Below are 13566 nucleotides of genomic sequence, written 5' to 3'. Positions count from 1 at the left end.
GGGGTGGTATGGGTGGTAAGTTTTTTCGGCGCAACCTGAGAAAAGACAGTGGAACAAGTCAGCAGGAGAACAAGAGAAATGAATCGTCTCATAAGTAGAAATTTTAGGAGGCCAAATATAGCTGATTCAGGGGAGATTCCCTTAGGAAATCAATACTCGATGTCGAGGTCGAACTCCTGCTTCAGGCGGTGGAGAAGCGGGTTTTTTTCGGCCATTCTTTTGAACTTTTCGGAGGGAGTATAGGGCCTTTTATCGGCTTCATTCCGGGTAATGTTCAGGATCAGGTGAAGGCCTGAATTTTTCAGTTCCTTGCGCAGAAAAGCCAGGATCTCCGGTTTTTCATTCAGCATCTCTTCCTCCTGAACCTTGTTGTCAATGTCGAAGGCAATTCCCATATCCTCACGCAGAACCGGTTTACGGTTGGTGAGCGTAGAGAAAAGGTTGATCTTGTTATTTTGCTTCATGAGGTCGGCATAATATGCCCACTTCTCCTCCAGCTGTTCCTGTGTTACCGGTTCCGTCATCTGAACCAGCACCTCTTCCGGCCGGATCTTCTGTTCTTCTTTTTTCTTCTCTCCCATGAGAGAATGAAGGGAGAAAGCGGAAGATTTAAAGGTGTTTTTCGCTGCCGGCTGCTTCTCCTCCTTGCTTCCTGAACTTTCTGAAGCCGTTATCGCCTGAGTTTCGTGTAGTGAACCGGCAGACACTTCATTTTTCTTGCCCTGATGCTCAGCCCCGGATCCTTGTTCGCCGCTTTTTTCCTCTTTTAGTTCAGGCTTTTTTTTTTCCGGAGCGGCAGCTACCTGGTTGATCGATGCAATCTGCATGAGCGTCAACTCCACCAGCAAACGGGGATTCCGCGCCGTCTTATATCCCACGTCTGTTCTGGAGAGTGCGTCCAGGGCTTTCATTATGAATGGTACAGACGTTACCGTGCATTGCTGGCGGTATTTGTCTTTTGTTTGCGTACCCACTTCCAGCAGCTGCAGCGTGGAGGAGTCCTTGCATACCATCAAATTGCGAAAATGTCCGGCCAGTCCGCTTACGAAATGATGACCGTCGAATCCCTTCTGGAGGATATCATCGAAGAGCAGAAGCGTTTTGGGAATGTTACCTTCCAGCAGGTGCTGGACAATGCTGAAATAATAATCATAATCAAGGATGTTCAGGTTGTTCAGTACATCCTGATAAGTAATTTTCTGACCTGCGAATGAGACCAGCTGGTCAAAGATGGAAAGCGCGTCTCTGAGGGCGCCATCGGCCTTCTGTGCAATGAGATGCAGCGCTTCCGGATCGGCTTCTATACCCTCCGATTTTGCAACAAATAACAAATGATTAGCGATGTCTTCAATGCGGATGCGGGAAAAATCAAAAATCTGACAGCGGGATAAAATGGTCGGAATGATCTTGTGTTTTTCCGTGGTGGCAAGAATGAAAATTGCATGTTTCGGAGGTTCCTCCAGCGTTTTAAGAAAAGCGTTGAAGGCCGCGGCACTCAGCATATGTACCTCGTCAATGATATACACTTTGTATTGTCCGAGCTGCGGAGCAAAACGCACCTGCTCGATCAGCGCACGGATATCGTCCACCGAATTATTTGAGGCGGCGTCAAGTTCATACACGTTCAGCGACTGGCCGCTGTTAAAACTTTTACAGCTCTCACATTGATTACAGGCCTCCGTGGCGGGCGTGGGTGAAAAGCAGTTAATGGTCTTTGCCAGAATCCTTGCACAAGTTGTTTTGCCTACTCCGCGCGGACCGCAAAAGAGAAAAGCCTGTGCCAGGTGATGGTTTTTGATGGCATTCTTGAGCGTGGAGGTAATGGAACCCTGGCCTACCACCGTATCAAAGGTGGCCGGACGGTATTTCCTGGCACTGACAATAAAATCTGACATGGGGAACAAATATAATTGACTTTACGTGCCGTATCAATGCATCTTTTCAACAATTCCTGATGGTACATTTTTGCGTATTTTCGCCCTTATGCAGGAAAAAGACCGTGTTTTGATCACCGGTGCTGCCGGTTTCCTTGGCTCCCACCTTTGCGACAGGTTCATACATGAGGGATATCATGTGCTGGGAATGGACAACCTGATCACAGGTGACCTGAGGAATATCGAGCACCTGATGAAATTGCCGGATTTTGAATTTCATCATCACGATGTCTCCAAATTCGTACATGTTCCCGGAGCACTAAAATACATTCTGCATTTCGCCAGTCCGGCCAGCCCGATCGATTACCTCAAAATTCCCATCCAGACCCTTAAAGTTTCTTCACTGGGTACGCATAACCTACTCGGTCTTGCCAAAGCGAAATCGGCCCGCATCCTTGTTGCTTCTACCTCCGAAGTTTACGGAGATCCGCAGGTTCATCCGCAAACGGAAGATTACTGGGGAAATGTAAACCCTGTTGGACCACGCGGCTGTTACGACGAAGCGAAGCGGTTCATGGAGGCACTCACCATGGCCTATCATAATTTTCACGGACTGGAAACCCGAATCGTCAGAATATTCAACACCTATGGTCCCAGAATGCGCCTGAACGACGGCCGGGTGCTTCCCGCATTTATCGGACAGGCGCTCAGAGGAGAAGATCTGACTATGTTCGGCGACGGATCGCAAACGAGATCCTTTTGTTATGTGGATGACCTCGTAGAAGGAATCTATCGCCTCCTGCTCTCCGATTATTCAGGCCCGGTGAACATTGGAAATCCCGATGAAATTTCTATTCGTGATTTCGGAGAGGAAATAATCCGTCTTACAGGAACTACTCAAAAACTGGTGAGCCGGCCTCTTCCCACGGACGACCCCAGGCAGAGACAACCGGATATCACCCTGGCTAAAAAACTTCTTGGCTGGGAACCAAAGATTAAACGCGCAGAGGGACTCAAGATCACGTACACCTATTTTAAGTCCCTGAGCAGAGAGGATCTTGAAAAGGTGGAGCATAAAGACTTCTCCGGCTTTAAGAAGTAATTTTCTGAACCGCATTACAGACTCCGACAGGATTAATTATTTCATTTAATTCGTTGATAATTAACGAGTTATATTTGCCCGCTCTCCTGTATTGAAAAGATAAGCTTTGTTTTTGTTTTTCCGTTTGGTACATTCGTCGTAACCAAAGACCAATTCATATGAAAAAAGGGCTACTCACGATTTCTTTTTTCCTTGCATGCGCCTCATTGGCTTTTGCAGGAAAGCAATCTCAGGGAGTTGAACTGTTATCCTCGTCTGCCGAAGGAGATATTGTAAAGCTGACCATGAAGGGATATGATCTGAAGGGAGTGAAAACTCCGCAGGGTCTGGCCTACATTATTCAGATAGAGAATGGCACCCCCATGCTGGTAAAAGGAGCCCCCAACCTTCCAAAGGTTACTTTTTCTCTGGCCATAGGCGACCTTTCACATACGGAACTAGAAGTAGTTTCCACCAGTTACAAGGAGTTGACGGGGATTGAAATCGCTCCTTCAAAAGGAACTCTTTTGCGCAATACGAATCCTTCAGAAGTTCCGTTTAACCGGGGGGTTGTTTATTCACACAACGCATTTTTTCCGGGTACATTAGGATCGCTGGGTGAACCCTATATTGTGCGTGACGTCAGGGGCCAGGCTGTTCAGCTGTATCCCTTCCAGTATAATCCGGTTACGAAGGTGCTTCGTGTGTATGATGAGATAGTGGTAAGGGTGAAACGCGTAGATAACAACGGATCGAATCCATTAGTTCGCACAGGCGATGACAGGGTGGAGGGAATGGAGTTCAGCCAAATCTACCGCAACCAGTTCCTGAATCACGATTACCAGATTCAGTATACACCGCTGGGTGAATATGGAAATATGCTGATCATCAGTTACGGGCAGTACATGAATGCCATGCAGCCTTTTATAAACTGGAAAAAGAAAATCGGAATTCCGGTGACCATGGTGGATATCGCAACGGTGGGAAATAATGCCACCGCGATCAAGAATTATGTAGAGAACTATTATAACTCTAACGGACTTACATTTCTTTTACTGGTTGGAGATGCACAGCATGTTGCCAGTATGTATTTTTCTGCCAGTGGTGATTCCGATAACGGATATTCATACCTGGTAGGGAACGACAGGTATCCCGACATTCTGGTAGGACGTTTTTCGGCCGAGAGTGTGAGTGATGTTAGCACAATGGTGAATCGTACAATTCGCTACGAGCAGTTTCCGCAGCTCAGCGCAGGTTGGTACGAAAATGGGCTGGGCATCGCTTCGGATCAGGGGCCGGGAGACGACAATGAAATGGATTATGAGCATATCAGGAATATTCGGACCCAGCTGATGAACTATACCTATTCCACCGTGGCGGAATTGTACGACGGTTCACAGGGCGGCGGAGACGCTTCCGGAAATCCCACACCATCCATGGTGTCTTCCGTGATCAGCTCCGGAGTGGGAATCATTAACTATACCGGGCATGGAAGTGCCAACAGCTGGGTCAGTTCAGGTTTTTCAAATGCGGATGTGGATGCGCTGAATAACACAGATAAATATCCATTTATTTTTTCTGTAGCCTGCGTAAACGGCGATTTCGTCGGTAATACATGTTTTGCTGAAAAATGGCTGCGGGCCACAGATAATAATGGTGCTCCTGCCGGCGCAGTAGGTACGCTGATGTCTACCATTAACCAGTACTGGAACGAACCCATGGAAGGAATGGACGAGATGAATGCTATTCTAACGGAGACCTATCAGAGCAATATCAAGCGCACTTTCACCGGCATCGCAATGAACGGTTGTATGAAAATGAATGATGCGTACGGTACTTCCGGAATGGATATGACCGATACATGGACCACCTTTGGTGATCCATCCCTTTTCGTTCGTACAGACATGCAGTCGACCCTCACGGCCAGCCACGTTCTTACCGAAAACGTAGGCGTAACGCAGCTGGTGGTTAATTCCAATACCGATGGGGCACGCGTTGCGCTCACCCTGAATGGAAATATTCTGGGTGTGGGAACAATTTCCGGAGGAACAGCAACAATCACTTTCCCTGCCGTTACCCTTCCGGATACCATTCATGTGGCCGTTACAGCTTATAATAAAGTGCCGTATTTCGGAATCGTGGAGGTGCTTCCACTCACGGGAGTTGTTTCTGCCGGAGCGGTAACGCTCCATCTCACAGCGTATCCTACGCCGGCCAATAATCATCTCTACATAATGGCCATGATTCCCGCCAGCGAAACGGCGGAAATGGAGTTGACGGATGTAACCGGAAAAAAGGTGATGGAAATATATCACGGAAAGGGAAGCACATCACCAATACCGGTAACTGCTGATATTTCCGCACTTCCCGGCGGCGTCTACTTCCTGCGTTTGCAGGCCGGGGGAAATTCCTTTGTGAAAAAGGTGATTATAAGCAGATAATTTCTGGGATATTACGATCAGGAGCCCTCCTCGGAGGGCTCTTTTTTTTCCGCTACCTTTGGATGATGATTCATACGCAGATAAGAATCAAGGGCAAAGTACAAGGTGTCTATTTCCGGGTGAGCGCCCAGTCGCAGGCGCTGAAACTCGGTCTCAACGGAATGGTGCGCAATGATTTTAACGGAGACGTATATATTGAGGCGGAAGGAAGCGAGGATGCAATTCAAAAACTGATAGACTGGTGCATCATCGGACCGGCGAAAGCGGAGGTGACCGAGGTGATCAGTGAAACAGGTATGCTTAAAAACTACGCAGGCTTTGCTATCCTCCGGTAGTTTTGCATGGTTTTTGCTAATATTACCCCAAACAGCATCATATGAAACGAATTTTACTCCTGTTCATTCCGGCTTCCCTTATCCTGGCTTCCTGCAATTCTTCTGTCCGGATCAATACGGTGGAACCATCGGCGGTGAATATCCCTAAGCAATTCAAAAAGGTACTCCTGATCAATCGTACTGCCGAAGACCCTAAATATGCTTCAACAAACAAAATGGAGCGAATCCTTACCGGCGACTGGTCTAAGCGAAATCCGAAAGTATCGTTCGAAATCCTGAACGGACTTTCCAGCGAAATGTCCAATTCCCTCAAAGCGTATGAAGTCCAGATCCTCACAGAGAAGACATTTATGGGAACCGGCAATCAGCAGTTTGCAGAACCTTTTGCTCCCGCTTTCATTGATAGCCTTTGTACACGGTATGGTGTAGACATGGTGGTTTCGCTGGAGACCATCAACCTGGATGTGGTTTCGAAGGCGAACGGAACTCCGGCTACGTTCAATGTGGTAGGAATAGGGATGTCTACTATCATGTCCGGCGGCGCTCCAACTTATACACTGATGGCCGTGGTAAAAGGCGGCTTCAGGATCTACCCTGCGGATGGTTCGAACTTACTGGATGAATTTACAGCGAAAATTAACTGGGACTTCGGGAAGGATAAAATTTCGGACCTGATGGTTCTTTCCATGATGTCTAACGCCAAGGAATCCATGAACCGTGCCCTGCGTTATTGCGGAAGTACCTACGGGTACGGGCTTTCTCCCCATCCGCTCACCCTGCACCGGAAGGTGTACACACGCGGGAGCGCTGCACTGAAATCTGCCAGCCGTTATACAGATCTGGGCAAGTGGGATGATGCACTGGGTATCTGGAATAAGCATGTGAGTTCCAGCAGCACCAAGGAGAAAAAGCGCTGCATGTATAACATCGCCGTTTACTATGAAGTGATGGGAGAACTGGATAAAGCAATTAAAATGGCGGAAGCTTGTTATACAGAAATGGGGATGAAAGAAGGTCTGGAGTATTCCAACGCATTGCGGGCCAGAAAGAAAATGGAAAGGAAAGCGGCGGAGCAAACCGGGGAGTAGGCTGCACTAAAACGGAGGTATAATACTTTTTCGTACCTTTGCACCTCATTTCCTGATAGTTATGTCTTCCTATTTTGCACATCCAACAGCAGTTATTGACGAGGGCTGCCACATCGGTAGTGAGGTGAAGATCTGGCATTTTTCGCACATTATGCCGGATTGTGTGATTGGCGACCGTTGCAACATCGGGCAGAACGTGGTGATATCCCCGGGTGTGGTACTTGGCAAGAATGTGAAAGTGCAGAACAATGTATCCATTTATACCGGAGTCACGTGCGAGGACGATGTTTTCCTGGGTCCGAGTATGGTATTTACAAACGTCACAAACCCGCGCAGCGCAGTGGTGCGGAGGAATCAATATTCTAAAACTCATGTTGGGAAAGGTGCAACCATCGGGGCGAATGCTACCATTGTTTGCGGACATGATATCGGGGCCTATGCATTCATCGGTGCAGGTGCCGTGATCACCAGGGATGTGCCTGCGTATTCACTTTGGGTCGGAAACCCGGCAACACAGATCGGGTGGATGAGTGAATTCGGACACCGCCTGAACTTTGATGCGTCCGGAAAGGCAGAATGCCCCGAGTCTAAGGAAATCTATCGCCTGGAGAGCGGAACAGTAAAAAAAGGGGCATGAAAATTAAATTTGGCGTTACGGGGCAAGGTCATATCGGTAAGCGACATGCTGAAATGATTCGACGCAATCCGGATTGTGAACTGGTAGCCGTTTGCGATAATGCACCTAAAGCATCGTTGGGACTGGATTCTCTTCAGGAACCCTTTTATTCCTCTGTGGAGGAAATGTTGAAAATGCATCCGGAAATTGAAGTGGTATGTGTATGTACCCCGAACGGCCTTCACGCTTCTCAAAGCAAGGCACTGCTCGATCTTGGCAAACATGTGGTGGTGGAAAAGCCAATGGCCCTCCACCGGCAGGATTGTGAACAGATCCTGCACAAAGCCCTGCAGAACCACAAACAGGTTTTTTGTGTGATGCAGAACCGGTATTCTCCCCCAAGTGTTTGGCTGAAGGATATAGTTTCCCGGAAAATCATTGGTGATGTTTTTATGGTGCAGCTCAACTGCTACTGGAACCGCGATGAGCGGTATTACAAGCGGGGAAGCTGGAAAGGTACGCAGGAATTGGACGGCGGAACTCTTTTTACGCAATTCTCGCACTGGATAGATCTGCTCTACTGGATTTTCGGGGATATCACCGATATCCAGGCAAAATTCAGTGACTTCACTCACCGGGAGCTCACGGAATTTGAGGATTCCGGATTTGTGAATTTCCGTTTCGTTAACGGAGGCATGGGATGTATCAATTACAGCACTTCCGTTTGGGATAAAAATATGGAGAGCAGCATATCCGTGGTCGGAAGCAAGGGCAGCCTGAAAGTAGGAGGTCAGTATATGGATCAGGTGGAGTATTGTCATATCAGGGATTATAAGTTGCCGGTGCTTGCTGAAACTGCGCCGGCAAACGACTACGGTTCATATAAGGGCTCCGCCAATAATCATCACCTCATGATTCAAAATGTGGTGGATGCGCTGAAAGGGAAAAATATAATAACAACGAATGCGCTGGAGGGAATGAAGGTGGTGGATATAATTGAGAGAATTTATTCATTCCGCAAAGCGGACAGAAAGAGCTGATATGTATAACGAAATCAAACGAAAAAAGAAAGTGATTGCCGTCCTGGGGCTGGGTTATGTCGGCCTTCCCATAGCACTTGCTTTTGCTAAAAAGGTAAAGGTGATCGGTTTCGACATCAATGAGAAGCGTGTGAAGATGATGCAGAAAGGAATGGATCCTTCCCAGGAGCTTAGCAGAAAGGAGTTCGAGGGATGTGATATTGAATTCACATCGTCGTTACAGGTTCTTAAAAAAGCAAACTTTTTTATTGTGGCGGTTCCCACCCCTATTGATGAGCATAACCTGCCGGACCTGAAGCCTTTGCTGGGCGCTTCGGCTACTGTGGGCAAATGCCTGAAAAAGGGAGATTATGTGGTGTTCGAGTCCACCGTTTATCCGGGATGTACGGAAGAGGATTGTATACCGGTGCTGGAGGAGGAATCAGGACTGCGATTCAAGAAAGATTTTAAAGTGGGCTATTCTCCGGAGCGTATCAATCCCGGTGACAAAGAGCATACCATAACCCGGATTACTAAGGTAGTCAGCGGATGTGATGCCGAGAGCCTGGAGGAAATCTCAAAGGTGTATGAAATTATTGTACAGGCCGGTACGCATAAGGCAAGTTCCATTAAAGTAGCAGAGGCTGCCAAGATCATTGAGAACACGCAACGCGATGTGAATATTTCCCTGATGAATGAGTTGTCTATTATTTTCGGCCGCATGGGTATCAACACGTATGATGTGCTCGAAGCGGCCGGCACGAAATGGAATTTTCTGAAATTCTATCCCGGACTGGTGGGCGGCCATTGTATTGGGGTCGATCCTTATTATCTGACCCATAAAGCAGAGGCGCTGGGCTACCATGCCCGTGTGATCAACAGCGGAAGATATGTGAATGACAGCATGGGTTTTTATGTGGCCAAAAATATGGCTAAACGTATTATTGCCGCCGGAAAGAATCCGTCTAAATCAAAAGTTCTCATAATGGGGGCTACTTTCAAGGAAGATGTGAGCGATATCCGGAATTCCAAGGTGGCTGACATTGTGAAGGAGCTGAAGTCGTACGGCATGAAAGTGGATGTAGTGGATCCGCACGCCGACAGCGATGAGCTGCTGCACGAATATGGATTTTCTCTTAACAGGCCCGGGAAGAAATATGACGGGGTGATTGTAGCAGTGGGGCACAGGGAGTACAGGAACCTGAACGAGAATTATTTTAAGAAAATGCTCGGAACCAAAGGAGTGCTGGTGGATATTAAAGGGATGTACAGGAAGAGGATAAAGCAGCTGACCTACTGGAGTCTCTGATCAGATTTTTACCAGGCGCTTTACCGGTCGCGTTCCGTAATTCACGAAATACATTCCTGAGGGAAGGTGTGAAAGAGAAACGGCAAAAGTGAGCTCCCCGCCGCCCGGTTGGATTCGCATCCATTCTCTGCCTGAAACATCTGTGATAGTGAATGCTCCGGAATCTTCTGCAGTGTCGGAAGAAATATAAATTATACCGGATGCAGGGTTCGGATAAATGCTCCAGCCCGTTCCGCTAACCTCTTCCGGAATACCGATCAGGGAACATCCGTAGAGCGTGCCGAACATATTATTGTCCAGCCAGGTTATGCGGAGACGAATCCAGTTTTTAAGGGCATCCACTTCTCCCTGAAAGGTGGTTGGGATCGGACCAATCTCCGGCGCACCGCTGTTGAGTCCCAAATGCCCCCACTTTGAATAATGCCTCTGCTGCGCGCTGTCGAGATACAATGCAATACTGTCAATATAACTGAACAGGTAGCTTGTATCCAGCATGGTCATACGGTGATTGGTCCAGCGGCACTTAAGTTTATTCTTGAAAAGAGTATCCTGGAGAAGCCGGATATACCAGCCGTTCGAATTCACATCAGGATTGCAATCGTTGATATGATGTGACCATCCGGATCCGTTTGTCTGCTGGAAAATGTTGCAGTCCCAGATGTTTTTCCAGGCCCAGTCAAAATCCCACACCGGACCGGCTTTGAGCTTCGAGGGTGAAACACCGTCCATATCCTTGTGCATGTACCAGCTCTTTTTAAAACCGTCTACATTACGGGCCAGTTCATTCACAATAAAATAATCTATCCAGGAGTTGATGCTCAGGTACTGGCTGTATCCGTTTACCGGATGGTTGAAATTCGGGCCATACAGTACACTTTCATACTGATTGATAAATCCCTGAATATAGGTTTTTTGCTGGGCCGTGATATCATCCGGTTTGGGATAATAATAAACGAGATGAACGGGGAGGGTGGGGTGATCTATCGGATTATAATTTAATAACCAGGAATTAGATGCATCCCAGTAGTCATTCTTCAGAATATATCCTCCTGAAACATTCGGCAGTGTATTTTCAAACGAATCCAGGCGGGCAATGTCTACCCGGTTGTTATCGCGTTTGATCTTCTCCATGAGAAGATAGATTCCCTGATATTGACCGTTCAGAACCACTTCCACAAATTCGGATCTTGGCGCGTAGTGTCCCATTTCCCTGAAACATTTATATGCAAGCGTATTCCGGACAAAGGCCTTATCGTTGTAGTTGGCAATCAAACACCAGTCGTGTTCCGCAGGCATTCCCAGCAAAGCGGTGTCAAGGTTAAGTCCGGTGGAAGTTCTGGTTTCAATATTATACGGCTTCTGGGGAAGTGAATTCGAATAGGCTCCGCGCCGCTCAATGCCAATATCCCCCGCGTAGTGATTATGAGGGTCACTCATAGAATTGATTTGATTCGGGCCATTATAAATAATTCCCATGTATGCACTGATTTTCGGCTCATTGGGAATGGTTTGATTGTTTGTGTTGATAACAACAATCGGAAGATTGCTGTGCGAGAAGCTGAACGGAAGGGGAGGGTTGTTTCCAAAGGTGATGGACCAGCTGATCAGGTTACCCAGGTCCTGCTGGTAGGTATCCACGCAGCGCAGAATCCAGTTTCCGTTTCCATTCTGTCCGTTATTCGCATCTCCCAGGTTCCCCATCGGTTTGTAGGTGCCGGTAAACGGTGGATTGCCGCTGGCAATAGAAGTGGACGCCGTTTGGCTGAAACATGTATTCGTAAAATTATCCCCGCTGCCACCTACGCCGGTGAACAGCTGAATCTGTGTTCCGTCAGGCGCAATAAGTTTTACGTCCATATCGGCATCCCAGGTATGCGTCATGGTGAGGCAGGCTCCCACCAAACCGAAACTGTTGTTCAGAATCGCCGGATTCAGCCCGGTGACCGTGAGTATAAAATCATTGTTATTTCCATCGTCGGAGCTCGGTCCGCCTGTTCCGTTAAAGGTCTGGGCAAAAAGCGTTGCGGGAAATAGAAATAAAAGAAGTGCTCGCATCGTATCTGTAAAGATACTAAATCGTTCAAGATCAGTGAAAGATCTGAAGAAAGCCACGGATCACGGCTTGTTGACCGGCATTATCTGTGGTTGCACACACATAATAGTAAGTGCCTTCACTTACTTTTTTTCCTTTGTTCATTCCGTCCCAAAGCAGGGAGGGAGAGGTGGAAGTGCTGATCAGCTCTCCCCACCGGTTATAAACGGAATAATGGACAGATTTGTAACAGTAATCCGGAATAGAGAATTTGTCATTTTTCCCATCACCGTTCGGAGTCAGCACGTTGGGAAAAACAATCTCACAGGAAGGGGGTGGCGGTTCCGGATCTACCGGCGGGGTCATAAAGTAATGGCAACTGCTGTCAAGCGATGCGATGAACACATCCCTCCGGGCGGAAACAGTAATTGAGAGGGAGTCAAAATAAGCGGTTTGCTGAAAATATCCCGTGATGTACAGATTGCAGGAATCGTCAACGGCAATAGAGTTACCACGGTCTTCCAGCGGTCCGCCGGCTTCCACGGCCCAGCGCCATTTCCCGTTGGTATCCATACCGGCGACAAAGATCTGTATGCTGTCGGCAGGATCGCAATAGAGGGTAACATTATTGCCAAAGTGGGAAGTACCTTTGGTCTGCCCCGTAATGTAAAGATGCTCGTTTTTATCAGCAACAATCCGGTTTCCGCGATCACCGCCTCCGTTACTTCCGGCACGTTTTCCCCAGATCCAGTTACCGGAAGATGTGATCTTGGCCACAAAAATATCTCGTCCGCCGGGTCCGCCATGATTGTTTATGGTATCTGTTCCGAACCAGACCTCATCCCTGAATTCACCGGTGATGTAGACCAACTGATGTTCATCAACGGTTATAGAATTCCCGCGGTCACTCAGGGAACTTCCCGTGGTTCTTACCCACAGCTGGTTTCCGGCGGAATCAAACTTGGTCACGAAAATATCCACTCCGCCGTTGGAGCTCACATTTCCCATACCCAGGTTTTTCGTTCCCCAGAATCCGCCCGTTATATAAATGTTCGCAGCGGAATCAATGGCTATCCGGTTATCGCGCTCCCCGTCGATAGCTTCAAATGTTTTTACCCATAAAAAATTTCCGGACGGCGACATTTTCGCAACAAAGGCCGTGGAATCTCCAGGCGGAACAAATGCCTGCAGATTCCCGAAGTAGGCGGGGAATCCGGTCCAGTACTCATCTGAGATAAAGCCTGTCAGGTAGATATTGCCCGCCTTGTCTGTAACCAGATCATAGCCATGGTCATCTGAATCGCCGCCGGCGCCCTGCAGCCAGATACAGTTACCGCTATAATCAAATTTTGCAATGAAAATTTCATCAGAACTCCCTAAGGTATTCAAGGGCCACGAGCAGCTGCCAAAATTCGTACTGTACCAGCATGTACCCGTGGCATATACAAAGCCGTTGACCGTATCAACATGAATACCCAGCACGCGCTCATCCCAGCCTCCGTCGGCTGCGTTCAGCCACACCCAGTTTCCGTTGGGGGTTATCTTGATCAGAAACCCTTCCTTTCCGAACGTGCCCGGGGTGGGAAGTGATCCGAAGGATGAAGGATAATTATAGAATCCTCCCACGTATACATTGCCATTCTCATCCAACGCAATATCATTGGCTTTGTCTCCACCATATCCACCGCCCTTCAGTGCCCATTCCCATGCCTGAGAATGAAGCACCCCGCTGACCGAAAGAAACAATAATAACAGGATCCTCATTTCATTA

10 protein-coding genes are annotated in these 13566 nt (G+C 47.9%); 7 read left to right on the top strand and 3 right to left on the bottom strand.

Features of this window, described 5'->3' with window-relative positions; genetic code table 11:
• Positions 1-149 precede the first annotated feature (149 nt).
• Positions 150-1895: a DNA polymerase III subunit gamma/tau gene (locus IT233_13455; GenBank protein MCC7303641.1), complete on the bottom strand. Its 1746-nt coding sequence runs from the start codon at positions 1893-1895 to the stop codon at positions 150-152.
• Between the two features lie 88 nt (positions 1896-1983).
• On the opposite strand from IT233_13455, the gene IT233_13450 reads away from it, so the two are divergent.
• The 7 genes from IT233_13450 to IT233_13420 all read left to right on the top strand — a co-directional run bounded on the left by IT233_13450 (position 1984) and on the right by IT233_13420 (position 9763).
• Entirely contained in the window at positions 1984-2976 is a 993-nt protein-coding gene (locus IT233_13450) for an SDR family oxidoreductase (protein ID MCC7303640.1), read from the top strand.
• A gap of 158 nt (positions 2977-3134) precedes the next feature.
• Positions 3135-5396 (top strand): T9SS type A sorting domain-containing protein, encoded by a 2262-nt coding sequence (locus IT233_13445; protein ID MCC7303639.1) that lies wholly within the window; start codon positions 3135-3137, stop codon positions 5394-5396.
• Between the two features lie 65 nt (positions 5397-5461).
• A complete protein-coding gene (locus IT233_13440) occupies positions 5462-5731 on the top strand; it encodes an acylphosphatase (protein MCC7303638.1) in 270 nt (89 codons plus the stop codon).
• Between the two features lie 41 nt (positions 5732-5772).
• A complete protein-coding gene (locus tag IT233_13435) occupies positions 5773-6819 on the top strand; it encodes a hypothetical protein (protein ID MCC7303637.1) in 1047 nt (348 codons plus the stop codon).
• 61 nt (positions 6820-6880) lie between these two features.
• Positions 6881-7456: an N-acetyltransferase gene (locus IT233_13430; GenBank protein ID MCC7303636.1), complete on the top strand. Its 576-nt coding sequence runs from the start codon at positions 6881-6883 to the stop codon at positions 7454-7456.
• Entirely contained in the window at positions 7453-8475 is a 1023-nt protein-coding gene (locus IT233_13425) for a Gfo/Idh/MocA family oxidoreductase (GenBank protein ID MCC7303635.1), read from the top strand. The genes IT233_13430 and IT233_13425 overlap by 4 nt, the downstream gene beginning before the upstream one ends.
• 1 nt (position 8476) lies before the next feature.
• Positions 8477-9763, top strand: a complete 1287-nt coding sequence (locus tag IT233_13420; GenBank protein ID MCC7303634.1) for a nucleotide sugar dehydrogenase — start codon at positions 8477-8479, stop codon at positions 9761-9763.
• Here the strand turns inward: IT233_13420 and IT233_13415 are convergent, their stop codons facing one another.
• Positions 9764-11818 (bottom strand): CotH kinase family protein, encoded by a 2055-nt coding sequence (locus IT233_13415; protein ID MCC7303633.1) that lies wholly within the window; start codon positions 11816-11818, stop codon positions 9764-9766. It lies immediately after the preceding gene.
• Positions 11819-11849: 31 nt separating this feature from the next.
• Positions 11850-13559, bottom strand: coding sequence for a gliding motility-associated C-terminal domain-containing protein (locus IT233_13410; protein MCC7303632.1), 1710 nt, complete (start codon positions 13557-13559; stop codon positions 11850-11852).
• Between the last annotated feature and the right edge of the window lie 7 nt (positions 13560-13566).

Source organism: Bacteroidia bacterium, from assembly GCA_020852255.1.
Taxonomy (GTDB): Bacteria; Bacteroidota; Bacteroidia; order JADZBD01; family JADZBD01; genus JADZBD01.
The sequence above is the reverse complement of the archived record's forward strand: the minus strand, read 5'-3'. Positions and strand labels throughout refer to the sequence as shown.